A 24399-nucleotide genomic window follows, 5' to 3' on the forward strand; every position below is an offset into this window, starting at 1 on the left:
AAGGGCGGCACGGTCGCTCACGACCGTGCCGCCCCTCGTGGTGCTCGTGACGGGATCCGGGTCAGGGAGTCAGGCCCAGCGCTCCGAGGCGGGGACGAAGTCCAGCCCGCGCTCGCCGGTGTAGACCTGCTTCGGGCGGGCGATCTTCTGCTCCTTGTCCTGGACCAGCTCCTCCCACTGCGCCAGCCAGCCGGGGGTCCGGCCGATGGCGAAGAGGACGGTGAACATCTCCGGCGGGAACTGGAGGGCCTCGTAGATCAGCCCGGAGTAGAAGTCGACGTTCGGGTAGAGCTTGCGCTTGACGAAGTACTCGTCCTCGAGCGCGATCTTCTCCAGCTCCAACGCGATGTCGAGCAGCGGGTTGGTGCCGGTGACCTCGAAGACGTCGTCGGCGGCCTTCTTGATGATCCGCGCCCGCGGGTCGTAGTTCTTGTAGACGCGGTGGCCGAAGCCCATCAGGCGCTCGTCGCCGTTCTTGACGCCCTCGATGAAGCCCGGGATGTTGTCGGTCGTGCCGATCCGGCGCAGCATCCGCAGCACGGCCTCGTTGGCCCCGCCGTGCAGCGGCCCGAAGAGCGCGCCGATGCCGGCGGAGACGGCGGAGTAGGGGTCGACCTGCGAGGAGCCGACCGAGCGCACGGCGTTGGTCGAGCAGTTCTGCTCGTGGTCGGCGTGGAGGATGAAGAGCACGTCGAGCGCCTTCACCAGCCGCGGGTCGGCGTCGTAGTTCTGCTCGCTCATCTTGAACAGCATCGACAGGAAGTTCGCCGTGTAGTCGAGCTCGTTGTCGGGGTAGATGTAGGGCTTGCCCTGCGCGTGGCGGAAGGCCCACGCGCCCAGGGTCGGCATCTTCGCGATCATGCGGACGATCTGCATGTGCCGGTTGTCGCCGTCGCTGATGTTGCGTGCGTCGGGGTAGAACGTCGACAGGGCTCCCACCGACGCCATCAGCATCCCCATCGGGTGCGCGTCGTACCGGAAGCCCTGCATGAAGCTCTTGATGTTCTCGTGCACGAACGTGTGGTAGGTGATCTCGTGCACCCACGTCTCGTACTGCTCCTTGGTGGGCAGGTCGCCGTGGATGAGCAGGTAGGCCACCTCGAGGAACGTGGACTTCTCGGCCAGCTGCTCGATGGGGTAGCCGCGGTACTCGAGGATCCCCTTGTCGCCATCGATGAAGGTGACCGCGCTGCGGCACGAGGCGGTGTTGACGAAACCGGGGTCGTAGACGGCAAGGCCGGGGTTGTCCTCCCCGGCCTTGATCTTCCCGAGGTCGGCGGCCTTGATGGTGCCGTCGGTGATCGGGACGTCGTACTCCTGTCCGGTGCGGTTGTCGCGGACGGTGAGAGAGTCAGTCACTCCTCCAACTTAGACCGCGTCCCGGTGCGCCGGTAACCGGGTGTCCCGCGACTCGGTCGGGGGGCCGTGCCGTTTTGACCCGGACCCACGCGCGCCCGTAGTCTTGCCGGTCGCGACTCCTGCCGCGCCCACTCCTCGCCGAGCCCCCTCCGGGGCCGGCGCCGGACGGGTGCAGATCCGGACGACGACCTAGGTCGGGCGAGCCGGGCAGTGTTCGTCAGAAGCCGCAGCAGCACCACCCGGTCGGGTCCTCCGCCCGGGTCCCACGAACGAAGAGAGCTGAACAGCCGTGCGTACGTACGCCCCGAAGCCCGCTGACATCCAGCGCGAGTGGCACGTGATCGACGCGACCGACATCGTCCTCGGTCGTCTCGCCGTGCAGTCCGCCAACCTCCTCCGCGGCAAGCACAAGCCGATCTTCGCGCCGAACGCCGACACCGGCGACTTCGTCATCGTGATCAACGCCGAGAAGGTCGCGCTGTCGAGCAACAAGAAGGTCACCAAGATGGCCTACCGCCACTCCGGCTACCCGGGCGGTCTCTCGGCCACCCCGGTCGGCGAGCTCCTCGAGAAGGACGCCCGCAAGGTCATCGAGAAGGCCGTGTGGGGCATGCTCCCCAAGAACCGCCTCGGTCGGCAGATGCTCAAGAAGCTCAAGGTCTACTCCGGCCCCAACCACCCGCACCAGGCCCAGAAGGCCGTCCCGTTCGAGATCAAGCAGATCTCCCAGTAATCGACTGCCGTCCTACGAAAGTCTGAGTGAGGAACACCGTGGCTGAGACCACCGACACCAACACCGAGGTCGAGGAGACCTACGAGGTCAACGCGGAGGGCGTGGCGTACAGCTCCGAGAGCGCGCCGTCCGCCGACGCACCCGAGCGCCCCGCGACGATCGCCCCCGGCGCGGCCACCGGCCGTCGCAAGGAGGCCGTCGCCCGCGTCCGGATCGTGCCGGGCACCGGCGTCTGGACCGTGAACGGCCGGACCCTGGACTCCTACTTCCCGAACAAGCTGCACCAGCAGGTCGTGAACGAGCCGTTCGCCGCCCTGCAGCTCGAGGGCCGCTTCGACGTCATCGCCCGCATCCACGGCGGCGGCATCACCGGTCAGGCCGGCGCGCTGCGCCTCGGCGTGGCCCGCTGCCTGAACGCGATCGACCTCGACGCCAACCGGCCGACCCTGAAGAAGGCCGGCCTCCTGACCCGGGACGCCCGTGTCATCGAGCGCAAGAAGGCCGGTCTGAAGAAGGCGCGCAAGGCGCCGCAGTTCAGCAAGCGCTGACGTCCCGCGTGGGTCGTCTCTTCGGCACGGACGGGGTCCGGGGCCAGGCGAACGGTGTGCTCACCGCGTCGCTGGCCCTGGACCTTTCCGTTTCCGCTGCCCGGGTCCTCGCCGAGCACGGTGACCTCGAGGGGTCGGGGAACGGGGGACGCCCGTTCGCGGTCGTCGGCCGCGACACCCGGATCTCGGGGGAGTTCCTCGAGGCCGCGGTCGTGGCGGGGCTGGCCTCCGCAGGGGTCGACGTGGTGCTGCTCGGGGTTCTCCCGACGCCGGGCGTCGCCCACCTCACCGACGCGCTCGGCGCCGACCTCGGCGTGATGCTGTCGGCGTCGCACAACCCGATGCCCGACAACGGCATCAAGTTCCTGGCCCGCGGCGGGGTGAAGCTCGACGACGCGCTCGAGGACGAGATCGAACGCCGGTACGGCGAGGTGGGCGTGCTGCCCGTCGGCGCGGCCGTGGGCCGGGTCCGCGAGGCGCACGGCTCCGCGGTCGACGACTACGTCCGCCACCTCGTGCAGACCCTCCCGGCTCCCTCGCCCGCGGGCGCCCGGCCGCTCGAAGGGCTGACCGTCGTCCTCGACTGCGCGGAGGGCGCGGCGTACGAAGCCGGGCCGAAGGCGCTGGCGGCCGCCGGCGCGCGGGTCGTGCCGATCCACGCGTCCCCGGACGGGCTGAACATCAACGACGGTTGCGGCTCCACGCACCTCGAGCCGCTCCGGGCGGCCGTGGTCGAGCACGGCGCGGACGTCGGGTTCGCCCTCGACGGCGACGCCGACCGCTGCCTGGCCGTCGACCACACCGGCGAGGTCGTCGACGGCGACCAGATCCTCGCGGTGCTGGCCGTCGGCATGGCCGAGACCGGCCGGCTCGCGCACGGGACCGTGGTCTCCACGGTGATGAGCAACCTCGGCTTCGTCCAGGCCATGGAGGCCGCGGGCATCGGGGTGCGGCAGACCAAGGTGGGCGACCGCTACGTCCTCGAGGCGATGCGCCGGTCCGGCTACACCCTCGGCGGCGAGCAGTCCGGCCACGTCATCATGAGCGAGCACGCCACGACCGGCGACGGGATCCTCACCGCGCTGCAGGTGCTCGGCCGGATGGCCGTGACCGGCTCGCCGCTGCGCGACCTGGCTTCGGTCATGACCCGGCTGCCGCAGGTGCTGGTCAACGTGCCCGGGGTCGACAAGTCCCGCGCCGACGACGACGCGGCGCTCGCCGCGGCCGTGGCCGAGGAGGAGGCTGCGCTCGGCGGGACCGGCCGGGTGCTGCTGCGCCCCTCCGGCACCGAGCCGCTGGTCCGCGTGATGGTCGAGGCGCCCACCGCGGACGGCGCCCGCGACGTCGCCGAGCGGCTCGCAAAGGTGGTGCGGGAGCGGCTGACGCTGTCGTAGCGTCGCCGTCCGTGCCCTCTGCTGCTGACATCGTCCTCTCCGTCGTCGATCCGGCCGACGAGCCCTCCCGGCACGCCTGGTGGGCCGTGGGGGAGTCGGCCAGCCGTGACCGCGCCTACGACGCCTGGCCGTCGTGGGGAGCCGCGGGGCCCGAGCTCGCCAGCCCCCGCACCGACACCGACGTGACGCTCGTGCTCGCCGTCGACGCCCAGCAGCGCCCGGTCGGTGCCGGGCGGCTGACGCTGTCGACGATGGACAACCCGCACCTGGCCGAGGTCGAGGTGTACGTCGCGCCCGACGCGCGCCGGCAGGGCGTCGGGTCGGCGGTGCTCGCCGACCTCGAGGAGCGGGCTGTGGTCGCCGGCCGGACGACGGCGCTGGGAACGACGTACGCGCCGGTCGGTGCGGAGAGCGCGGGGTCGCTGTTCTGCGCCGCTCGCGGCTACCCGGTCGCCAGCCACGAGGAGACCAAGCTGCTCGACCTGGGGACGGCGCCGGCGACCTGGCCGGCGTTGGACGACGAGGTCGCGCGCCACCTCGGCGGCTACACGGTGGTCGGCTTCGAGGACGTCGTGCCCGAGGCGTACGTCGAGGACTTCTGCGCGCTGCTGTGCACCTTCCTCACGATGATCCCGACCGGCGACGTGGACTTCGAGGACGAGGTGTGGACGCCCGAGCGGCTGCACGAGCACGAGCGGCACACGGCGGCGTCCGGGCGGACGTGGATCGTCGCCCTGGCGCTGACCCCGGAGGGGCGGGCCTGCGGCTTCACCGAGGTGGGGATCTCCCGGGCGGAGCCGCGGATGGCCTCCGTGGGCGGCACGATGGTGGCGGCCGAGCACCGTGGCCACCGGCTGGGCCTGGCGATGAAGATGCACAACCACCGTCGGCTGCTCGAGCTCTTCCCCGGCTGCCAGCACGTCGAGACCGGCAACGCCGGCGTCAACGCCGCGATGAACGCCGTCAACGAAGCCCTCGGCTACCGCGTCGTGGAGCGCTCCCTGGACGTGCAGAAGAGGCTCGCACCGGCCGGCTCGCGGCGGGTCTAGGACACGTCCTAGGGTCGGTCTCGTGACAGCTCCTGGCCCCGAGATCTCCGTCGAACGGCTGAGCAAGTCCTTCGGCTCCGTCCGCGCGGTCGACGACCTCACCTTCACCGTGCGGCCCGGTGTCGTCACCGGCTTCCTCGGCCCCAACGGGTCGGGGAAGACGACGACGCTGCGGATGCTGCTCGGCCTGACTCGCCCGAGCGGTGGCCGGGCGCTCGTCGACGGCAGGCCGTACGTCGAGCACCCCCGCCCGGCCCGCGTGGTCGGCGCCGCGCTGGAGGCGTCGAGCTTCCACCCCGGCCGCACCGGCCTGGCGCACCTGGAGGCCTACGCGCCGCAGGTCGGCGTCGGCCGGGACCGCTGCCGGGAGGTCCTCGACCTGGTCGGGATGGGGCCCGCCGGCGGCCGGAAGGTCGGCGGATACTCCATGGGCATGCGGCAGCGGCTCGGCCTCGCGACCGCCCTGCTCGGCGACCCGCCGGCCATCGTCCTCGACGAGCCGGCCAACGGCCTGGACCCCGAGGGCATCGTCTGGCTGCGCCGCCTGCTGCGCCACTTCGCGGGGGAGGGGCGCACCGTCCTGGTCTCGAGCCACGTGCTGGCCGAGGTCGAGCACAGCGTCGACGACGTCGTCATCATCGCCGGCGGCCGGCTCGTCCACGCCTCCTCGCTCGCGGGGCTCGCCGAGCTGGCCTCGCCGGAGGTGTACGTCGAGTCGCCCGACGCCCGCGCGCTGGCCGAGCTCCTCGCCCGTCGCGGGTGGGCCGGTGCCCCGCACGAGCGCGGGTTCCGGGTCGCCGACGTCACCGCCGCCACGCTCGGCGCCGCCGCCCACGCCGACCGCGTGGAGCTCCACCAGCTGGTCGACCGCGGCGCGGGCCTGGAGGAGGTCTTCCTCCGGCTGACCGCCGCCGGGCCGCCCGGCCCCGTGCAGGCCACCGATGCGCCGACCGCGCCCGCCGCGACCCCTCCGGAGGAGACCCGATGAGCGCCGCCCTGCTCGCCGAGTACCGCAAGCTCGTCTCCACCTCCACGTGGTGGTGGCTCCTGCTGGTGATGGCGGCCTACCTCGGCTTCATCGGCCTGGTCATGGGGTTCTCGATGACCGTCGAGGTGCCGGCCGAGGCGGGGGTGCCGGCGATGGACGGCGCCGCGGCCGCCACCACGACGTACTCGCTGGTGAGCGCGATCGGCTACGTCTTCCCCCTGGTGGTGGGCAGCCTCGCGATCACCGGGGAGTTCCGCCACCGGACGATCACCCAGTCGCTGCTGGTCGAGCCGCGGCGCAGCGTCCTGCTCGCCGCGAAGCTTCTCGCCACCGTGCCGCTCGGCCTGCTCTACGGCGTGGTCGGCGTCGCCGCGATCGTCGCCGGGAGCGCCCCGCTGCTCGCCTGGCGCGGCGAGGGGGCGTACCTGGCTGCGGGCGACACCTGGGAGGTGCTGCTGCTGGGGGTGCTGGTGATGGCGCTGTGGGCGGTGATCGGCGTCGCCTTCGGCAGCGTCGTCCCCAACCAGGTCGCCGCCGTGGTGGTGATCCTCGCCTTCACCCAGTTCGTCGAGCCCATCGCCCGGATCGGCCTCGGCTCGGTCGACGCGCTCGCGGGCGTGGCGCAGTTCCTCCCCGGCGCCGCGGCCGACGGCCTGATGGGTGCCAGCTTCTTCAACGAGCTCGGCACCGGCGACCTGCTGCCGCGGTGGGCCGCCCTGCTCGTGCTCCTCGGGTACGCCGTCGGGCTCGCAGCGCTCGGCCGGGTCACCACCCTGCGCCGCGACGTGGGGTGAGGCCGGCGGGCCCTCAGAGCTTCCGGAGCCGCACGTAGCGCACCGAGTGGTCGAGGTCCTTGCGCATCACCAGGGTCGCGCGGGAGCGGGTGGGCAGGATGTTCTGCACCAGGTTGGGCCCGTTGATGGTGTCCCAGATCCGCTCGGCCTCCGCGACGGCCTCCTCGTGGGTGAGGCGGGCGTAGCGGGCGAAGTAGGAGCCCGGGTCGCGGAACGCCGTCTCCCGCAGCTGGAGGAAGCGCTCGACGTACCAGCTGCGGATCTTGTCCCGGCCGGCGTCGACGTAGACGCTGAAGTCGAAGAAGTCGCTGACCGCCAGGCTGGTGCGGCCGTCCTCGCGCACCCGCGCGGGCTGCAGCACGTTGAGCCCCTCGACGATCACGATGTCGGGACGCTTGACGACGACCTTCTCGTCGGGGACGACGTCGTAGACCAGGTGGGAGTAGACCGGGGCCTCGACCTCGTCCTTGCCAGACTTGATGTCGACGACGAAGCGGAGCAGCGCCCGGCGGTCGTAGGACTCGGGGAAGCCCTTGCGGTGCAGGATGCCGCGCCGCTCGAGCTCGGCGTTGGGGTGCAGGAAGCCATCGGTCGTCACCAGCGCGACGTTGGGGTGCTCGGGCCAGTGGGCGAGCATCTGCTGCAGCACCCGCGCGGTCGTCGACTTCCCGACCGCCACCGAGCCGGCGACGCCGATCACGAACGGGGTGCGTGGCGGCGTGCGGCGGTGCAGGAAGTCCTCCTGCTTGCGGTGCAGGCGGCCGGCGGACTCGACGTACAGGCTCAGCAGGCGGCTCAGCGGCAGGTAGACCTCGCGCACCTCGTCGAGGTCCAGGGAGTCCCCGAGCCCGCGGAGCGTCCGGATCTCCTGCGCGGTGAGCGGGCTCTCGGCCTCGGCGCCGAGCGCCGCCCACGCCGAGCGGTCGAGCTCGATGTAGGGAGACGGCTCCTTCCCGGACTCCTCGTGCGAGGGGAGTCCGGTCGTGGGCGCGGGGCCGGACGGCATGGCCGCGATTGTTGCAGCCGCGCCGCGTGGCGGCCGGAGCGGTCCACCGCCGATAGAGTGGGGCCCATGTGCGGGATCGTCGGGTACGTCGGGGACAAGCAGGCCCAGGACGTCGTCATCGAGGGCCTGCGCAGGCTCGAGTACCGCGGGTACGACTCCGCCGGTATCGCCCTCGTCGACGGCGACACCATCGCCTCGGAGAAGCGCGCCGGCAAGCTGGCCAACCTCGAGAAGGCCATCGACGAGGCGCCACTGCCACGGTCGACCACCGGCATCGGGCACACCCGCTGGGCCACCCACGGCGCGCCGAACGACGTCAACGCCCACCCGCACCTCGGCTCGACCGGCCGGGTCGCCCTCGTGCACAACGGAATCATCGAGAACTTCGACGACCTCCGCGCCCGCCTGGAGGCCGACGACCACGTGCTGCGCTCGGAGACCGACACCGAGGTGGCCGCACACCTGCTCGAGCTGCAGGTCATCTCGGGTGTCGACCTCACCACCGCGATGCAGCGGGTCTGCCAGCAGCTCGAGGGAGCCTTCACCCTGGTGGCCGTCGACGGGCAGGACCCCTCCCGGGTCGTCGCCGCCCGGCGGAACTCGCCGTTGGTCGTCGGGCTCGGCGAGGGCGAGAACTTCCTCGGCTCCGACGTCGCGGCCTTCATCGAGCACACCCGTGAGGCGCTCGAGCTCGGCCAGGACCAGGTCGTGACGATCACCCGCGAGGGCGTGGAGGTGACCACCTTCGACGGCGCGCCGGCCGAGGGCACCCGCTACCACGTCGACTGGGACCTCTCGGCCGCCGAGAAGGACGGCCACGACTGGTTCATGCGCAAGGAGATCTTCGAGCAGCCCCGAGCCGTCGCCGACTCGCTGCTGGGGCGGCACAGCCGGACCGGCCAGCTGCAGCTCGACGAGATGCGCCTCTCCGACCAGGAGCTGCGCGACATCGACAAGATCATCATCATCGCGTGCGGCACCTCGTTCTACGCCGGGCTCGTGGCGAAGTACGCCATCGAGCACTGGTGCCGCGTGCCCGTGGAGGTCGAGCTGGCCTCGGAGTTCCGCTACCGCGACCCGATCCTCGACTACTCCACGCTCGTGGTCGCGATCAGCCAGTCCGGCGAGACCGCCGACACCCTCCAGGCGATCCGGCACGCGCGCCTGCAGCGCTCCAAGGTGCTCGCCCTCTGCAACACCAACGGCTCCACGATCCCGCGCGAGTCCGACGCGGTCATCTACACCCACGCCGGCCCCGAGATCGGCGTCGCCTCCACCAAGGGTTTCCTCACCCAGCTGGTGGCCTGCTACCTGCTGGCGCTCTACCTCGCCCAGGTCAAGGGCACCCGGTTCGGTGACGAGATCACCGAGATCATGCACCAGCTCGAGGAGATCCCCGGCCAGATCGAGTCGGTGCTCGAGCAGGCGGAGTCGGTCTACGACCTGGCGCGGGCCCACGTCGGCACCCGGTCGGTGCTCTTCCTCGGCCGGCACGCCGGCTACCCCGTGGCCCTCGAGGGCGCGCTGAAGCTCAAGGAGCTGGCCTACATCCACGCCGAGGGCTTCGCGGCCGGCGAGCTCAAGCACGGCCCCATCGCGCTGGTCGAGCAGGGGCTGCCGGTCCTCTGCGTCGTGCCTCCGCGTGGCCGGGACCAGCTCCACGACAAGATGATCAGCGGCATCCAGGAGGTCCGGGCGCGGGGCGCGCACACGATCTGCCTGGTCGAGGAGGGCGACGCCTCCATCGAGCCGTACGCCGACGAGCTGATCCGCCTGCCGAAGGTGCCCGTGCTGCTCCAGCCGCTGGTTGCCGTCGTACCGCTGCAGCTGTTCGCCTGCGAGCTGGCGACCGCCATGGGCCACGACGTGGACCAGCCGCGCAACCTGGCCAAGTCCGTCACCGTCGAGTAGATGCCGGTCATCGGCGTCGGCATCGACGTGGTCGACATCGAGCGCTTCGGGGAGTCCCTGGCCCGGACGCCGGCCCTCGGCGCCCGGCTCTTCACCGAGGCCGAGGCGTCCCGGCCGCTGGCCTCCCTCGCGGCCCGGTTCGCGGCGAAGGAGGCGCTCGCCAAGGCGCTCGGCGCGCCGGTGGGGATGGCCTGGCACGACGCCGAGGTGGTCTCGGAGTCCTCGGGCCGGCCGTTGTTCACGATCCGCGGGTCGGTGCGGGCGCGCGCGGACGAGCTCGGCGTCGCCTCCGTCCACCTCTCGCTCTCCCACGACGCCGGGATCGCCTCGGCGGTCGTCGTCCTCGAGTCCTGACCCCACCGCCGCGTGCTGCTGAGAGTGCGCCTGAGCGCACGCTGGGCAGCACGCGGCGGATAACGTCGCGGGCATGAGGCAGGCCCACACCGTCGCCCAGGTCCGCGCGGCCGAGGCGGAGCTGCTGGCCCGCCTGCCCGAGGGCGCACTGATGCAGCGCGCCGCGCACGGCCTCGCGACCGCGGTGGTCGACCTGCTCGGCGGGGCGTACGGCGCCCGCGTGCTGCTGCTCGTCGGCTCCGGGGACAACGGCGGCGACGCGCTGCACGCCGGCGCCCTGCTGGCCCGGCGCGGCTGCCGGGTCGAGGCGCGGCTGCTCTCCCCACGGGTGCACGAGGGCGGGCTGGCGGCCCTGCGGCGGGCCGGCGGCCGGTTGGTCGACGCGCCCGGCCGGCCCGACGTGGTCGTCGACGGCATCGTCGGCATCGGCGGACGGCCGGGCCTGCGCCCGGAGGCCGAGCAGGCGCTGGCCGGGCTCGAGGGCGTGCCGGTGGTCGCGGTCGACGTGCCGTCGGGGGTCGGCGTCGACACCGGCGAGCTGGCCGGACCGCACGTGCGGGCCGACCTGACCGTCACCTTCGGCACCCACAAGCCGGCCCACCTGGTCGACCCGGCCGCGCAGGCCTGCGGTCCGGTCCACCTCGTCGACCTCGGACTCGACCTCCCGCCCACCGACGTGGAGGCCCTGCAGGCCGGTGACGTCGCGGGGCTGCTGCCGCGGCCGGCTCCCGACGCGCACAAGTACACCCGCGGCGTCGTCGGTGTCCGTGCCGGCTCGGCGCAGTACCCGGGCGCCGCGCTGCTCTCGGTCGCGGGCGCGGCCTGCGGCCTGGCGGGCATGGTCCGCTTCGTCCCTTCGACAGGCTCAGGACGGGCGGGGGAGCCAGCGGTCGCTGACCGGGTGCGTGAGGTGCACCCCGAAGTCGTCGGCGCCGGCCGGGTGCAGGCGTGGGTGGTGGGCTCGGGCGGCGGGGACGCCGCCGGTGACGCCCTGGCGGAGGCGCTGCGCGACGAGGTGCCCACCGTGGTGGACGCCGACGCGCTGCGCCACGTACGCCCCGGCGCCGGGCGGCTGGTGCTCACGCCGCACGCGGGCGAGCTGGCCGCGGTGCTCGAGTGCGAGCGCGCGGAGGTGGAGGCCGCGCCGCTGGCCTCCGCACGCCGGGCGGCGGCCGAGCTGCGTGCGGTGGTGCTGCTCAAGGGCCGCCGCTCGGTCACCGCGCGGCCCGACGGGCGGGTCCGCGTCACCACGAGCGGTACGCCGTGGCTCGCGACCGCCGGGTCCGGCGACGTCCTCGGCGGGCTGGTCGGTGCGCTCCTCGCCGCGGGCCTCGACCCGTTCGACGCGGCGAGCGTCGGCTCGTGGCTGCACGGCGCCGCGGCCACGCTGGCCAGCGGCGGCGGGCCGATCGTCGCGGGCGACGTCGCGCGCGCCCTCCCGGCCCTGGTCAGGAGCCTGTCGACCACCTGAACGGGCGAGGTGGGAGAATCGGCCGACATGAGCTCCCTGCCGGTCGCCCGCGCCGAGGTCCTCGTCGACCTCGCGGCGCTCCGGCACAACGTCCGCACCCTCACCGAGCTCTGCGGCGTGGCGATGATGACGGTGGTCAAGGCCGACGGGTACGGCCACGGCCTGGTCGAGGTCGCCCGCGCCGCCCGCGAGGCCGGTGCCGCGTGGCTCGGCGTCGCCACGATCGAGGAGGCGCTGGCACTGCGGGCGGGCGGCGACACCGGGCGGGTGCTGTGCTGGCTGACCGTCCCGGGGGAGGACCACGGCCCTGCCGTCGCCGCCGGCGTCGACGTCACGGCGTACTCGCTGGCGGAGCTCGACGAGGTCGCCGCGGCGGTCGACCGGATCGGCACGCCCGCGCGGCTGCAGCTGAAGGTCGACACCGGCCTGTCCCGGGGTGGGGCCACCGCCGCCGACTGGCCCGCGCTCGTCGCCGCAGCCCGTCGCGGCGAGGAGCAGGGCCACTGGCGCGTCACCGGCCTCTGGTCCCACCTCGCTGCCGCCGACGAGCCCGACCACCCGGCCAACGACGCGCAGGAGCGCGCCTTCCGCGACGCGCTCGCCGTGGCCGACCAGGCCGGCCTGCGCCCCGAGGTCCGGCACCTGGCCAACAGCGCCGCCGCGGTCCTGCGTCCGAGCGCGCGCTTCGACCTCGTCCGGTGCGGCATCGCGTCGTACGGCCTCGACCCGGCGCCCGGCGCGACCCCCGACCTCGGCCTGGTGCCGGCGATGACGGTCCGCACCCGGTTGGCGATGGTCAAGCAGGTCGAGGCGGGCGCGGGCGTCTCCTACGGCCACACCTGGGTCGCCGGGGGTCCGACGACCCTGGGCCTGGTGCCGCTCGGGTACGCCGACGGTGTGCCGCGCCACGGCAGCGACGTGCTGCGGATGGCCGTCGGCGGCCGCCCGCGTCCGGTCCGTGGCCGGGTCTGCATGGACCAGGTGGTCGTCGACCTCGGGGACCAGCCGGCCCGCGCCGGTGACGACGTGGTCCTCTTCGGTCCCGGCCGGGAGGGAGAGCCGACGGCGCAGGAGTGGGCCGAGGCCTGCGGGACGATCAGCTACGAGATCGTCACCCGGATCGGCGGCCGGGCGACCCGCCGGCACGTCGACGGCGAGGTGCCGGCATGAACCTCCGTCGCGCCCTCGCCACGGCGCTCCTCGGCACCGCCGGCGTCGCCGCCGCGGGCACGGCCGTCGGCGTCAGCCGGCACCACCGCGCGCTGTCCCACCGCGTGCCGGGAGGTGACGCCCTCGACGAGGGCGTCCCGCTGGGCTCCCTGCGTGCCGAGCCCGTCACGGTCGTCGCCGACGACGGCGTGCCGCTGCACGTGGAGGTCGACGAGCCCGGGCCAGGACGGAGCGGGGGCGGCGACCTCACCGTCGTCCTCTGCCACGGCTACGCCCTGACCCTGGACTGCTGGCACTTCCAGCGCCTGCACCTGCGCCGGGCCGGGGTGCGCACCGTTCTCTACGACCAGCGCTCGCACGGCCGCTCCGGCCGCTCCGCGCGCGGCAACGCCACCATCGACCAGCTCGGCCGCGACCTGCGCCGGGTCCTCGACGAGGTCGTCCCCGAGGGACCGGTCGTCGTGGTCGGCCACTCGATGGGCGGGATGACGACCATCGCCCTGGTCGAGCAGCACCCCGAGCTCGTCGGCGACCGGGTCGTCGGCGTGGGGCTGCTGGCCACGACGGCGGGCGGGCTCGACGTCGGCCGGCTGCTGCTGCCGGTGGTCCCTGCCAAGATCGGGCTGCCGGTGGCCCAGCACGCCGTCGCGACACTGGCGCTGCAGCACCGGGCCGTCGACCGGCTCCGTCGCGTCGGCCGAGCCGTGGCGATGGCGGCGACGGACGTGTTCGCCTTCGGCGACGACGTGCCTCCGGCGTACGTGGAGTTCGTCGACTCGATGCTCTCGGCGACGCCGTACGAGGTGGTCGCGGAGTTCTTCCCCGCGTTCGGGGGCCTGGACAAGTTCGACGCGGTGGAGGTGCTGGGCCGGGTGCCCACCACGGTGCTGTGCGGCACCGCCGACCGGCTCACCTCCATCGGGCACAGCCGCCAGCTCCACGCGAGGATCGCCGGCTCACGCCTCGTCGAGGTGGAGGGAGCCGGCCACATGGTGCTCATCGAGCGTCACGAGCAGGTCGACGCCGAGCTCGACCGGCTGCTGGCCGCAGCCCGGGGCGCCGGACAGGACGCTGGACAGGACGCTGGGCAGGACCCGGCGGCCGCGAAGGGAGCGACGCGGTGAGCGACATCGAGATCGTCCGGGTCGGCCCCGAGGCCGCCGCCGCGGTGCTGCGGGTGGTCCACGAGGCGTTCGCCGCCCGTCCACCGCTCGACCCGCCGGCCGCGGCGCTGACCGAGACGGTGGAGTCGATGGCCGAGCGGCTCCGCCCGCACGGCGGCCTGCTGGCGTGCCTCGACGGGGAGCCCGTCGGGACCCTGGTGCTGGACCCGGTCGGCAACACGATGTACCTGCGCCGCTTCGGCGTCGTGCCCGCCGCCCAGGGCCACGGGATCGCCGGGCGGCTCATCGACGCGGTGGTCGACCACGCCGAGGGCTACGAGGACCTGACGGTCGTCGCCCGCGAGGAGCTGCCCGCGACGATCCGGTTCTGGGACCGCCAGGGCTTCCGCGAGATCAACCGCCGCTCGCCGCTGGTGGAGATGCGCAGGCCGCTGCGGACCGCGGTCTTCCACGTCCACACCGCCGACGCGATGCACGTGCTCGGCGCGTCCCTGGCCAAGCAGCTGCGCCCCGGCGACCTGGTCGTCCTCAGCGGGGAGCTGGGCGCCGGCAAGACCACCTTCACCCAGGGCATCGGCGTGGGACTGGGGGTGCGGGGCCAGGTCACCTCGCCGACCTTCGTGATCGCGCGCGTCCATCCCTCGCTCGTCGACGGACCCGACCTGGTCCACGTCGATGCGTACCGGCTCGGGACGATGGCGGAGCTGGACGACCTCGACCTCGACGCCGACCTCGACCACGCGGTCACGGTGGTCGAGTGGGGGGAGGGCCTCGCCGAGGGCCTCACCGACTCGCGGCTCGAGGTGCGCATCGTCCGCTCGCAGGCCGACGAGGCCGACCCCGATGCCGAGCTCGACCCGCGCCGGGTCGAGATCACCCCGGTGGGCCCACGGTGGCACGCCCTCTCCTTCCGAGGACTCGGCTGAAAGGGAATGGGATGACCCTGCTGCTCGCGCTCGACACCGCCACGCCGTACGTCACGGTCGCGCTCCACGACGACACCGACGTCGTCGCCGAGCTGGTCTCCGAGCGGCCGATGAAGCACGGCGAGCAGCTCGCCCCGCTCGTCGCCGCCGCGCTCGCGCAGGTGGGCGCGGTGCGCCAGGACCTGACCGCGGTCGCCGCCGGCGCCGGCCCGGGACCGTTCACCGGCCTCCGGGTCGGCCTGGTCACCGCGAGGACGCTCGGGTTCGTCCTCGACGTGCCGGTCTACGCCGTCTGCTCGCTCGACGTGCTCGCCGTGGAGGCCGCCGACGCCGGGATCGGCCGCGACTTCGCCGTGGCGACCGACGCCCGCCGCAAGGAGGTCTACCTCGCGACGTACGACGCCTCGGGAGCCCGTCTCGACGGGCCGGTCGTCGACCGGCCGGCCGCGCTGGCCACCGACGTCCCGGTGGTGGGCGAGGGGGCCGTGCTCTACCCCGACGCCTTCCCCGACGCCCGCGGCCCCGTCCGCCCGAGCGCCGGCTGGCTGGCGCGCGCGGTCGTGGGGGAGCGGGCCGAGCTGCTCGACCCCGAGCCGCTCTACCTGCGCCGGCCGGACGCCGAGCTGCCCGGCAAGGCCAAGCCGGTCTCGTGACGGTGCGCGCGGCGACCGCGGCGGACCTCGACGCGGTCACGGCGCTGGAGGACGAGAACCTCGGCGCGGACGCCTGGTCCCGGTCCCTGCTCCTCGAGGGGCTCGCCGGCCGGGTGCCGACCGTGACCTACCTGGTGGCCGAGCCGGGCGGGGCGGGCGGGGCGGGCGACAGCGAGCCGCCGGTCGGCCACGCCGTGGTCAGCGTCGTCGCCGACATCGCCGAGCTCCAGCGGATCGCCGTCACCCCCGCCCACCGCCGCAGCGGCCACGCCAGCGAGCTGCTCGAGGCGGTGGTCACGCTGGCGAGGGCCGGCGGCGCCGAGCGGCTGCTGCTCGAGGTGCGCGAGGACAACACCGGTGCCCTCTCCTTCTACGCCGCGCGGGGGTTCGTCGAGGTCGACCGGCGGCCGCGGTACTACCGCGACGGGGCCACCGCCGTGGTGCTGCGCCGGGCGCTGCGCCGGGGCTGCTGAAGCGCCGCGGCGGGTCGGACGGGCCCTCGACGGCGCGTTCCGACGACGGGGCGCGCACAATGGGTCCCGTGACGGACGCCCCCCTCGTGCTCGGCATCGAGACCTCCTGCGATGAGACCGGCGTCGGCATCGTGCGAGGCCACACCCTGCTCGCCGACGCCGTCGCCAGCAGCGTGGACGAGCACGCGCGGTTCGGCGGCGTCGTACCGGAGGTCGCGAGCCGTGCGCACCTCGAGGCGATGGTGCCCACCATCGAGCGGGCCTGCGAGACGGCCGGGATCCGACCCTCCGACGTCGACGCGGTCGCGGTCACCAGCGGCCCCGGCCTCGCCGGCGCCCTGCTCGTGGGCGTCGCCGCGGCGAAGGCGCTCGCCCTCGGCCTCGACAAGCCGCTCTACGGCGTCAACCACCTCGCCGCCCACGTCGCCGTGGACCAGCTCGAGCACGGGGCGCTGCCCGAGCCGTGCGTCGCGATGCTGGTGAGCGGCGGCCACTCCAGCCTGCTGCGTGTCACCGACGTGACGGGTGCCGACGGCGGCGTCGACCCGATGGGCGCGACCATCGACGACGCGGCCGGTGAGGCCTTCGACAAGGTGGCCCGGCTGCTCGGGCTGCCGTTCCCGGGTGGGCCCCACATCGACCGCGCGGCGCGCGCGGGCTCCTCGGTGCTCATCGACTTCCCCCGCGGGCTCACCTCCCGCCGCGACCTCGAGCGGCACCGGTTCGACTTCTCCTTCTCGGGCCTCAAGACCGCCGTCGCCCGGTGGGTGGAGGCCCGGGAGAGGTCGGGGGAGCCGGTCCCCGTGGCCGACGTCGCCGCGTCCTTCCAGGAGGCGGTCTGCGACGTGCTGGTCCGCAAGGCGCTGGACGCCGCGTCCTCGGAGGGCATCGAGGACCTCCTCATCGGCGGCGGTGTGGCGGCCAACTCCCGGCTGCGCCACCTGGCCGAGGAGCGGGCCGCCAAGCTCGGCATCCGCGTGCGCGTCCCGCGACCGGGGCTGTGCACCGACAACGGCGCCATGGTCGCGGCCCTCGGCGCCGAGATGGTCGCCCGCGGCCGCACCCCCTCCGCGCTCGACCTGCCTGCCGACTCCTCGCTGCCGGTCACCGAGGTCCTCGCCTGAGACATCCCCGCGCGGCGCCGGCTCAGGTGCCCGCCGACACCTCGGCCCCGCGGTCGTGGTGGTCGCCCTCGTCGTCGCGGTCCGGCCGCTTCTCGTCGCCATGGCCGGGCCACCAGGCGGCATGCCCGATGAGCGCCGTCAGCGCCGGCGTGAAGAACATCGACATCACGAACGCCGCCACCAGGATGCCGAAGGAGAGCGCGAAGCCCATCGACGTCATCAGGCTGTTGCCGCTCAGCATCAGCGAGGCGAAGGTGCCGGCCAGGATGACGCCCGCGGCGGCGATCGTGGGTCCGGCGTGCTTGACCGCCTCGGCGGCCGCCGCACGTGGGTCGCGACCCTCACGGGCCTCCTCGCGCAGCCGGGCGACCATGAGGATGTTGTAGTCGGTGCCCAGTGCGGTCACGAAGAGGTAGATGTAGATCGGCAGCATGAAGATGAGCCCGTCGTTGCCCAGGACGTGCTGGAAGACCACGACGGTCGCGCCGAGCGTGGCGGCGAAGCCGAGACCCACCGCCGCCATGAGGTACCACGGCGCCACCAGGCTGCGCAGCAGCAGCGCGAGGATCACCATGATCATGATCGCGGCGACCGGGAAGACCACCGAGTAGTCGCGGACCATCGCGTCCTGGAGGTCGGCGAAGATCGACGGGGTGCCGCCGACGTACGCCTCGGACCCCTCGGGCGCCTGCTCGTGGGCGACGTCGCGGATCGGGCCCTCCACGTCCTGCAGGGCGGCGTCGGAGTTCGGGTCCGACTCGAGCACCAGGCTGATCTGCGCGGTGGTGCCGTCCTCGGAGATCGCCGGCGGGTAGACCTGGGCGACGCCCTCGGCCTCGCCGAGCGCGGCGGCGTACGGCTCGAGCGCGGCCGCGTCCAGCGGACCGTCGTCGGACTGCACCAGGACGGGGACCGGCTCGCTGGCGCCGGCGGCGAAGTGGTCCTGGAAGGTCTCCAGCGCCTGCGTCGACTCCACGTCGTCGGGCAGGCTCGCGCTGAAGTCGAACGACGGGTTGAACTGCAGCGCGAAGACCGCCAGCGCCGCCATGACCAGTCCGGAGGCGGCGGCGAACGTGCCGGGGCGCCGGCCCAGGGCCGCGCCCGCCCGGCCGAAGCGTGCGGCCTCGGGCTCCTGGCGCCACTTCTTCGAGGGCCAGAAGAGCTTGCCGCCCAGCACGGTGACGATCGCCGGGACCAGCGTGAGCGCGGCCAGCAGCGTGACCGCCACCGCGATGGCGAGGGCCGGACCGATCGCCTGGAAGATCCCGAGCGAGCTGAGCAGCAGGGCGAGGAAGGCGACGATGACGGCGCCACCGGCGGAGGCGATCGCCTCGCCGGCGCGCTCGAGGGCGTGCACGACGGACGCCTTCGTGTCGCCGCCCTGCCGCAGCCGCTCGCGGTAGCGGAAGAGGAAGAACAGGATGTAGTCGGTGCCGATGCCGTAGAGGACGACGACCAGGATCGTCTCGATCGAGGAGTCCGCCTTGAGGTCGAAGACCTCGTTGGCCCACCCGATCAGGCCGGTCGCGATCATCGAGACCACGGTCACGACGACGACCGGGAGCAGGCAGATGATGACGCTGCGGAAGATGATGGCGAGCAGGCCGACGATGAGCACGATGGTGGCGATGCCGACGATGGCGAGCGACCGCTCGCTCGACTCCTGGGAGTCGAGTCCCTGCAGCACCGACCCGGTGGTGCCGACCTCCAGGCCGCTGTCGTCGACCAGCTCGTCGAGGTCCTCGCGCAGCGCCTCGGCGTCCTCGAACGCCTGGGGGTCGAAGCCGGTCGCTCCCTCGGCGAGCCCGACGATGCCGAGCTGGACGTAGCCGTCCTCGGAGACCTGCGGCTGGCCGTCGGGCGTCGTGGTCACGACCTGCGGGACGAAGGTCTCCGAGCCGAGCTGCGGGCCGAGCTCCTCGGCGATCCGCCCGACCTCGGCCTGGTCCTCCGGCGTGAGCGGCTCGCCGTCCGCGCGCTCGAAGACGAGGATCGCGGCCGGCGTGGTGGCGCCGGGGAACTTCTCCGTCTGCAGCTCCATCGCCTGGACCGACTCGTAGTGGTCGGGCAGGAACTCCGACTCCTCCTGGGTGGTCTCCAGGGCGGGGGCGAGGGCGTACACGACCGCAGCGAGGACGACCCACGCGGCGATGACCAACCAAGGACGACGGGACGTGAGATGACCGAGTGCTTTGAACACGGCTCTTACCGTAGTGGCCGGCAGTCGGCGCTCGCGACCCGATTCCGGTGACGCTCAGGTGACCGGGAGGAGGTACGGCGGGCGAGGCAGCGCGTTGCTGTCGAGGGTCCCCTCCGCAGGCCCGGCGACGACCTCCACCGTCCCGTCGACCCCGATCCGCTCGAGCGTGTGTCCGCCGGCGGCTCTGCGCTGGACTACTGCCAGCACGTGCTCCTCGTCCTCCCAGGCGAACCCGGCGACGGACTCCACGAGCCCGAGGTCGTGGAGGACCGCGCCGGTCCGGGCGTCGCGCAGCCGCAGCTCGCGGGGGCCGAGGCCCTCGGCGAAGGTCGTCGCCACGTGGGTGGCGCCGGGGGAGAATTCGAAGACGTTGTCCTCGCACCCCTCCCAGAGCGAGCCGGCCGCACCGGTGACCCAGACGCCGGTGCAGACGTGGATGTCGTCGGGGGCGGCCCGGTCGACACCGGCAACCAGCGAGTCGTCCGGGGCGACGGCGAGCACGAGCGGGATCTCGGTGAGGTACGGCGTGACGGTGCCGTCGGTGGAAGTGAGGTACGTGGGCCCCCAGCCCGGTGCGCCGCTCTCGCTCACCACGACGCCGCAGTCCTCAGGGCAGTCACCGACGATCCCCCGGGGGTGGAGGTCGGCGCCGTCCACCGGCGGCAGCCGCTCGACCGTGCCGGTGCTGCCGTCGAGGAGCGCGGCCTCACCCGAAGGGTGGAGCCAGGCGGCGTGGACGCCGTCGCCGTCGACCACCAACGACGACGAGGCCGGCCACGTCGCCTCGAGCGCGCCGGTGCTGTCGTGGAGCGAGACGACGCTCGCGCCCCGGCGCGTCCCCTCGGCGACGTACCCCTCGCCGAGCGGCGCGTAGGAGCGGACCTCACCGACCCCGGCGAGCGGCACCTCCGTGCCGTCGAGCAGGTGCACCACGCCGTCCTGCACGTAGCTCGGCGGTGCCGGCTCCACCACGGGTGCAGCCGGTTCGACGGCCCTCTCCGGGCCGTCGAAGACGCTGAGGCCGACCGGCACGAGCACCGCCAGGGCGGCCAGCGCGGCGCCGGCGACCGCCGCGCGCCGCCGCCGTCGGATGCGCCGCGCCGCGCCTCGCACGTCGTCGAGCGTCAGCGGGCTGTCGGCGACCAGGTCGGCCCGCTCGTGCAGCGCCTGGCCCAGCCGCTCCTCAAAGGTCTGGTCGCTCATCGCTCGTCCTCCTGGATGGTCGGGTCGATCGCCGCCGGCACGCGGGCGCGCAGCGTCGCCAACGCCCGGCTGCACTGGGACTTCACCGTGCCGACCGAGATGCCGAGCACCTCGGCGGTCTCGGCCTCGGTGAGCTGCTCGTAGTAGCGGAGCACCACCACGGCGCGGGCGCGCCGGGGCAGCGACTGGACGAGCTCCCACAGCACGCCGTCGGACCCGTCGTCGTACCGGTCGGTCCACGGTGGTGGCTCGGGCACGTCGTCGGAGACGTGCTCGCGCCGCCGCCACGGCCGCCGCCACAGCGAGGTGTTCTCGTTGACCATGATGCGGCGGGCGTAGGCGTCGACCGCCTCTCGGTCGCGCACCCGGTCCCAGGACAGGTAGAGCTTGGCCAGCGAGGTCTGCAGGAGGTCCTCGGCGGCGTGGCGGTCACCCGCCAGGAGGTACGCCGTGCGCAGCAGCGCCGGCTGCCGGACGGCGAGCCACTCCGTGAACTCCGCGTCCCGCGAGGCGCCGCCACCCATGGCGCCAGTGTCCGCCCCGGCCTCGGTCGTGATCTGCATGGTCCCTCCGTCGTCCGTCCGTGTCGCAGGCAGGGGACGCACGGGGCTCCGTGGAGGTTGCAACGGCCCTTCTAGGGTGACCGGGACAGCAGTACCGACGCAGGAGGACTGAGCAATGCAGCAGGTGAGGGCCGTGGTCGCACGCGGCAAGGGCCAACCGGTCGAGGTCACCACGATCAACGTGCCGGACCCGGGCCCCGGCGAGGCGGTGGTGAAGGTGCAGGCCTGCGGGGTCTGCCACACCGACCTGCACTACCGCGAGGGCGGCATCAACGACGAGTTCCCCTTCCTCCTGGGTCACGAGGCCGCCGGCGTCGTGGAGGCCGTCGGCCCGGACGTCACCGACGTGGCGCCCGGCGACTTCGTCGTGCTCAACTGGCGGGCCGTCTGCGGCGAGTGCCGCGCCTGCAAGCGCGGAGACCTGCAGTACTGCTTCAACACGCACAACGCCACGCAGAAGATGAGCCTGGCCGAGGGGCCCGACGCCGGCACGGAGCTGTCGCCCGCGCTGGGCATCGGCGCATTCGCCGAGAAGACGCTCGTCGCTGCCGGCCAGTGCACCAAGGTCGACGAGAGCGCCCGCCCGGCCGCGGTCGGGCTGCTGGGCTGTGGCGTGATGGCCGGCATCGGCGCCGCCATCAACACCGGCGAGGTGACCCGCGGCAGGTCCGTGGCTGTCATCGGGTGCGGCGGGGTGGGCGTGGCCGCGATCGCCGGCTCCGCGCTGGCGGGTGCCAGCCCGATCATCGCGGTCGACATCGACGCCGGGAAGCTCGAGGCCGCCAGGCGGATGGGCGCCACCCACACGGTCGACTCCTCGACGGAGGACGTCGTGGAGCGGGTCAAGGAGATCTGCGCGGCGACGTACGAGGGCGCCGAGGGCGCCGACGTGGTGGTGGAGGCCGTCGGACGGCCCGAGACCTGGAAGCAGGCGTTCTACGCCCGGGACCTGGCCGGCACCGTCGTCCTCGTCGGAGTGCCGACGCCGGACATGAAGGTCCCCGACCTGCCGCTCATCGACGTCTTCGGCCGCGGTGGGGCGCTGAAGTCCAGCTGGTACGGCGACTGCCTGCCCAGCCGCGACTTCCCGATGCTGGTCGACCTCTACCAGCAGGGCCGGCTCGACCTCGACGCGTTCGTCACCGAGGAGATCGGGATCGACGACGTGGAGGCGGCCTTCGAGAAGATGCACGGCGGCAACGTGCTGCGCAGCGTGGTGGTGCTCTGATGGCCGGCTCGGCGAACGGGGCGGTGCGGGTCGACCACGCGGTCTCCAGTGGCACCTTCACCCTCGACGGCGAGACCTTCGAGGTGGACAACAACATCTGGGTGGTGGGCGACGACGCCGAGTGCGTGGTGATCGACGCGCCGCACTCGGTCGAGGACATCCTGGCCGTGGTGGGGGACCGGACGGTCAAGGCGATCCTGCTGACCCACGCCCACGACGACCACTGCCGGGTGGCCCCGGAGCTGCGCGAGCGGGTCAACGGCGGCTCGGGTGCGCCGATCATGCTGCACCCCGACGACCGGCCGCTGTGGGAGCTCACCCACGTCCACGACGGCGAGGGCCACCTGTGGGACCTCGACCTCGCCGACGGCGTCGAGGTCGGCGTGGCCGGCACGACGCTGCGGGTGCTCCACACCCCGGGCCACGCGCCGGGCGGGGTCTGCTTCTCGGCGCCCGACCTCGGGTGCGTCTTCACCGGTGACACCCTCTTCCAAGGCGGCCCCGGCGCGACCGGGCGCTCCTACAGCGACCGGCCGACGCTCGAGGCCTCGATCCGGGCCAAGCTCTTCGCGCTTCCCGACGACACGGTGGTGCACACCGGGCACGGTGACGACACGACCATCGGCGCCGAGAAGGCCGCCCTCGGCTGAGCCGCGGCGTTCGCGCGACCGCTGCACGACGTACCGGGCCGGGCCGGGGTCCACCGAGAGGGGACCTCGGTCCTGCTCCGGTGCGTAGGCGGCCGATCCGGTCAGAGCGGCCGGACCAGCAGCGCGGTGCCGGCGCCGGCGACGCGGGTGAGGACCAGCGTCGCCTCCTCCTGGCCGGTGAGCGCGAGGCGCTTGCGCAGCTGCTCGGGGACGACCTCGACGCCCCGCTTCTTGATGGTGAGCGGGCCGACGCCCCGCTCACGCAGCGCCGCACGCAGCGCCTTCTCCCGGTACGGCAGCTCCTCGAGCACCTCGTAGCCCCGGGCGAACGGCGAAGGCCGCGCCTCGTCGCTGGTGACGTAGGCGATGTGCTCGTCGACGAGGCCGCCGGTCACCGCCGCGGCCACCGCGGTCACCAGGCCGGCGCGCACCACCGCGCCGTCGGGCTCGTAGAGGTAGCGCCCCACGGCACGCACCGCCACGCCGGCCTCGCCGAGGGGCGGCGCGTCCTCGTCGGTCAGCGTGACCAGCCCGCCGTCGCGGATCACGGTGGCGCGCCGGGCCGTCGTCGCGAGGCCGCCGGACCACAGGGCGGCCTCCTTGACCTCGCCGCGGTCGCTCACCCACTCCGCCTCGACACCCGGCGGCACCAGGTCGTGGGGGATCCCCGGTGCCACCTTGACGCAGGCGTCGCGCCGCAGCAGCCGCTCGACGAAGGCCCACGGTGGCGTCCAGTCCTCGACGTCGAAGGTGCGGCCCCGACCGGTGCGCCGCGCGGGGTCGGCGAAGGCGACGTCGAAGGGTGCCGGGTCGACGGTCGTGGCGTCGGCGACCATGACCGCGCCCGGCAGGTCGAGCGCGGCCAGGTTCGCCTCGGCGACGGCGACCCGGACCGGGTCGAGGTCGACGCCGGCGCAGGTCAGGCCGGCGCGGGCCGCGGCGAGGAGATCCCCGCCGATGCCGCACCCCAGGTCGATGACCGTCCGGGCGTCGTACGCCGCGAGCCGGGCGGCGCGGTGGGTGGCGACAGGCAGGCGGGTGGCCTGCTCGAGCCCGTCGGCGGTGAAGTACATCCGCGCCGCGAGGTCGCCGAACTTGGTGGCGGCGTGCCGACGCAGGCGGGCCTGGGTCAACGCGGCGGCGACGTGCTCGGCCGACGCGTCGCGACGCAGCGCGCCCTGGACGGCGAGCGGGTCGCCGTCGGCGACCTCCTCGGCGCGGGCCAGCAGCGCCTGGCCGGGCTCGGTGAGCAACCACCGGAAGGCGTCGAGTTCCACCCGAGGATCCTGTCAGGCCGGCCTCTCTGGCACTCCTCCGTGGTGAGTGCTAGTTTCTGTTCTGGCACTCTCCTCCCGAGTGTGCCAGCGCTTGCGAACCGTGTGCGACCCCCGCGACGGCGTGCCCGGGCCCGCAGGCACCAGACGTGCACCACCCGCTTGTTCAACCCAGCCTGTTCAACCCAAGCCTGTTCAACTGAG

General features: G+C 73.6%; 23 protein-coding genes. 17 read left to right on the top strand and 6 right to left on the bottom strand.

From position 1 onward, the window contains the following. Nucleotides 1-69: 69 nt before the first annotated feature. Complete coding sequence (locus ACSMHG_RS15505; protein ID WP_435746709.1) at nucleotides 70-1359, bottom strand: citrate synthase; 1290 nt, start codon at nucleotides 1357-1359, stop codon at nucleotides 70-72. Nucleotides 1360-1648: 289 nt separating this feature from the next. Here ACSMHG_RS15505 and rplM point away from each other — a divergent pair, with 289 nt between their 5' ends. The 6 genes from rplM to ACSMHG_RS15535 are packed head-to-tail and all read left to right on the top strand — an operon-like array spanning nucleotide 1649 to nucleotide 6865. Continuing rightward, nucleotides 1649-2092 carry a 50S ribosomal protein L13 gene (gene rplM, locus ACSMHG_RS15510; RefSeq protein ID WP_435746711.1) on the top strand — a complete coding sequence of 148 codons (444 nt, stop codon included), beginning with the start codon at nucleotides 1649-1651 and terminating at the stop codon, nucleotides 2090-2092. A gap of 38 nt (nucleotides 2093-2130) precedes the next feature. Beyond that, nucleotides 2131-2640, top strand: coding sequence for a 30S ribosomal protein S9 (rpsI, locus tag ACSMHG_RS15515; RefSeq protein ID WP_435746713.1), 510 nt, complete (start codon nucleotides 2131-2133; stop codon nucleotides 2638-2640). A gap of 8 nt (nucleotides 2641-2648) precedes the next feature. Further along, nucleotides 2649-4034: a phosphoglucosamine mutase gene (gene glmM, locus ACSMHG_RS15520; RefSeq protein ID WP_435746715.1), complete on the top strand. Its 1386-nt coding sequence runs from the start codon at nucleotides 2649-2651 to the stop codon at nucleotides 4032-4034. 11 nt (nucleotides 4035-4045) lie between these two features. After that, complete coding sequence (locus ACSMHG_RS15525; RefSeq protein WP_435746717.1) at nucleotides 4046-5083, top strand: GNAT family N-acetyltransferase; 1038 nt, start codon at nucleotides 4046-4048, stop codon at nucleotides 5081-5083. Nucleotides 5084-5105: 22 nt separating this feature from the next. Then, the gene (locus tag ACSMHG_RS15530) at nucleotides 5106-6071 is read left to right on the top strand and encodes an ABC transporter ATP-binding protein (protein ID WP_435746719.1); all 966 of its coding nucleotides are present in this window, start codon (nucleotides 5106-5108) and stop codon (nucleotides 6069-6071) included. After that, nucleotides 6068-6865, top strand: a complete 798-nt coding sequence (locus tag ACSMHG_RS15535) for an ABC transporter permease (protein WP_435746721.1) — start codon at nucleotides 6068-6070, stop codon at nucleotides 6863-6865. Before ACSMHG_RS15530 ends, ACSMHG_RS15535 begins: the two co-directional genes overlap by 4 nt. A 13-nt stretch (nucleotides 6866-6878) precedes the next feature. On the opposite strand, the gene coaA is transcribed toward ACSMHG_RS15535, so the two are convergent. Then, a complete protein-coding gene (coaA, locus tag ACSMHG_RS15540; RefSeq protein ID WP_435746723.1) occupies nucleotides 6879-7871 on the bottom strand; it encodes a type I pantothenate kinase in 993 nt (330 codons plus the stop codon). 66 nt (nucleotides 7872-7937) lie between these two features. On the opposite strand from coaA, the gene glmS reads away from it, so the two are divergent. The 9 genes from glmS (at nucleotide 7938) to tsaD (ending at nucleotide 17077) form a co-directional block, all read left to right on the top strand. Next, complete coding sequence (glmS, locus tag ACSMHG_RS15545; protein WP_435746725.1) at nucleotides 7938-9782, top strand: glutamine--fructose-6-phosphate transaminase (isomerizing); 1845 nt, start codon at nucleotides 7938-7940, stop codon at nucleotides 9780-9782. Next, complete coding sequence (locus tag ACSMHG_RS15550; RefSeq protein WP_435746726.1) at nucleotides 9783-10136, top strand: holo-ACP synthase; 354 nt, start codon at nucleotides 9783-9785, stop codon at nucleotides 10134-10136. A 73-nt stretch (nucleotides 10137-10209) separates the two neighbouring features. Then, nucleotides 10210-11607, top strand: a complete 1398-nt coding sequence (locus ACSMHG_RS15555) for an NAD(P)H-hydrate dehydratase (protein WP_435746728.1) — start codon at nucleotides 10210-10212, stop codon at nucleotides 11605-11607. Between the two features lie 27 nt (nucleotides 11608-11634). Further along, nucleotides 11635-12777, top strand: a complete 1143-nt coding sequence (gene alr, locus ACSMHG_RS15560; RefSeq protein ID WP_435746730.1) for an alanine racemase — start codon at nucleotides 11635-11637, stop codon at nucleotides 12775-12777. Continuing rightward, on the top strand, nucleotides 12774-13901 hold the full coding sequence (locus tag ACSMHG_RS15565; protein ID WP_435746732.1) for an alpha/beta fold hydrolase: 1128 nt from the start codon (nucleotides 12774-12776) through the stop codon (nucleotides 13899-13901). The genes alr and ACSMHG_RS15565 overlap by 4 nt, the downstream gene beginning before the upstream one ends. Beyond that, nucleotides 13898-14827 (top strand): tRNA (adenosine(37)-N6)-threonylcarbamoyltransferase complex ATPase subunit type 1 TsaE, encoded by a 930-nt coding sequence (gene tsaE, locus ACSMHG_RS15570; RefSeq protein ID WP_435746734.1) that lies wholly within the window; start codon nucleotides 13898-13900, stop codon nucleotides 14825-14827. The genes ACSMHG_RS15565 and tsaE overlap by 4 nt, the downstream gene beginning before the upstream one ends. Before the next feature lie 11 nt (nucleotides 14828-14838). Beyond that, a complete protein-coding gene (tsaB, locus tag ACSMHG_RS15575) occupies nucleotides 14839-15480 on the top strand; it encodes a tRNA (adenosine(37)-N6)-threonylcarbamoyltransferase complex dimerization subunit type 1 TsaB (RefSeq protein WP_435746736.1) in 642 nt (213 codons plus the stop codon). Continuing rightward, the gene (locus ACSMHG_RS15580; RefSeq protein ID WP_435746738.1) at nucleotides 15477-15953 is read left to right on the top strand and encodes a GNAT family N-acetyltransferase; all 477 of its coding nucleotides are present in this window, start codon (nucleotides 15477-15479) and stop codon (nucleotides 15951-15953) included. Before tsaB ends, ACSMHG_RS15580 begins: the two co-directional genes overlap by 4 nt. A gap of 68 nt (nucleotides 15954-16021) precedes the next feature. Next, nucleotides 16022-17077, top strand: a complete 1056-nt coding sequence (tsaD, locus tag ACSMHG_RS15585; protein ID WP_435746740.1) for a tRNA (adenosine(37)-N6)-threonylcarbamoyltransferase complex transferase subunit TsaD — start codon at nucleotides 16022-16024, stop codon at nucleotides 17075-17077. Nucleotides 17078-17099: 22 nt separating this feature from the next. Here tsaD and ACSMHG_RS15590 read toward each other — a convergent pair whose 3' ends face one another. From ACSMHG_RS15590 to ACSMHG_RS15600, 3 genes are read right to left on the bottom strand one after another with little or no spacing between them, the layout of a single operon-like run. After that, nucleotides 17100-19277: an MMPL family transporter gene (locus ACSMHG_RS15590; RefSeq protein ID WP_435746742.1), complete on the bottom strand. Its 2178-nt coding sequence runs from the start codon at nucleotides 19275-19277 to the stop codon at nucleotides 17100-17102. A gap of 54 nt (nucleotides 19278-19331) precedes the next feature. Next, the gene (locus ACSMHG_RS15595; protein ID WP_435746744.1) at nucleotides 19332-20480 is read right to left on the bottom strand and encodes a hypothetical protein; all 1149 of its coding nucleotides are present in this window, start codon (nucleotides 20478-20480) and stop codon (nucleotides 19332-19334) included. Next, a complete protein-coding gene (locus tag ACSMHG_RS15600; RefSeq protein ID WP_435746746.1) occupies nucleotides 20477-21043 on the bottom strand; it encodes a SigE family RNA polymerase sigma factor in 567 nt (188 codons plus the stop codon). Before ACSMHG_RS15600 ends, ACSMHG_RS15595 begins: the two co-directional genes overlap by 4 nt. A gap of 115 nt (nucleotides 21044-21158) precedes the next feature. Between ACSMHG_RS15600 and ACSMHG_RS15605 the strand changes: the two genes are divergently transcribed. Beyond that, nucleotides 21159-22271, top strand: a complete 1113-nt coding sequence (locus tag ACSMHG_RS15605; protein WP_435746748.1) for an S-(hydroxymethyl)mycothiol dehydrogenase — start codon at nucleotides 21159-21161, stop codon at nucleotides 22269-22271. Beyond that, nucleotides 22271-22921, top strand: coding sequence for an MBL fold metallo-hydrolase (locus ACSMHG_RS15610; protein WP_435746750.1), 651 nt, complete (start codon nucleotides 22271-22273; stop codon nucleotides 22919-22921). Before ACSMHG_RS15605 ends, ACSMHG_RS15610 begins: the two co-directional genes overlap by 1 nt. 101 nt (nucleotides 22922-23022) lie before the next feature. On the opposite strand, the gene ACSMHG_RS15615 is transcribed toward ACSMHG_RS15610, so the two are convergent. Then, nucleotides 23023-24198, bottom strand: a complete 1176-nt coding sequence (locus ACSMHG_RS15615; RefSeq protein WP_435746752.1) for a class I SAM-dependent methyltransferase — start codon at nucleotides 24196-24198, stop codon at nucleotides 23023-23025. Between the last annotated feature and the right edge of the window lie 201 nt (nucleotides 24199-24399).

The sequence above is a fragment of the Nocardioides ureilyticus genome (genome assembly GCF_051280745.1).
Classification (GTDB): Bacteria; Actinomycetota; Actinomycetes; order Propionibacteriales; family Nocardioidaceae; genus Nocardioides.

Excerpts from the sequence above, each read along its gene's own strand:
- alr (WP_435746730.1), top strand. The coding sequence starts at position 11,635 with ATGAGCTCCCTGCCGGTCGCCCGCGCCGAGGTCCTCGTCGACCTCGCG.
- glmS (WP_435746725.1), top strand. The coding sequence starts at position 7,938 with ATGTGCGGGATCGTCGGGTACGTCGGGGACAAGCAGGCCCAGGACGTC.
- ACSMHG_RS15610 (WP_435746750.1), top strand. The coding sequence starts at position 22,271 with ATGGCCGGCTCGGCGAACGGGGCGGTGCGGGTCGACCACGCGGTCTCC.
- ACSMHG_RS15565 (WP_435746732.1), top strand. The coding sequence starts at position 12,774 with ATGAACCTCCGTCGCGCCCTCGCCACGGCGCTCCTCGGCACCGCCGGC.
- ACSMHG_RS15605 (WP_435746748.1), top strand. The coding sequence starts at position 21,159 with ATGCAGCAGGTGAGGGCCGTGGTCGCACGCGGCAAGGGCCAACCGGTC.
- ACSMHG_RS15600 (WP_435746746.1), bottom strand. The coding sequence starts at position 21,043 with ATGCAGATCACGACCGAGGCCGGGGCGGACACTGGCGCCATGGGTGGC.
- ACSMHG_RS15595 (WP_435746744.1), bottom strand. The coding sequence starts at position 20,480 with ATGAGCGACCAGACCTTTGAGGAGCGGCTGGGCCAGGCGCTGCACGAG.
- tsaB (WP_435746736.1), top strand. The coding sequence starts at position 14,839 with ATGACCCTGCTGCTCGCGCTCGACACCGCCACGCCGTACGTCACGGTC.
- ACSMHG_RS15555 (WP_435746728.1), top strand. The coding sequence starts at position 10,210 with ATGAGGCAGGCCCACACCGTCGCCCAGGTCCGCGCGGCCGAGGCGGAG.
- ACSMHG_RS15550 (WP_435746726.1), top strand. The coding sequence starts at position 9,783 with ATGCCGGTCATCGGCGTCGGCATCGACGTGGTCGACATCGAGCGCTTC.
- ACSMHG_RS15535 (WP_435746721.1), top strand. The coding sequence starts at position 6,068 with ATGAGCGCCGCCCTGCTCGCCGAGTACCGCAAGCTCGTCTCCACCTCC.
- coaA (WP_435746723.1), bottom strand. The coding sequence starts at position 7,871 with ATGCCGTCCGGCCCCGCGCCCACGACCGGACTCCCCTCGCACGAGGAG.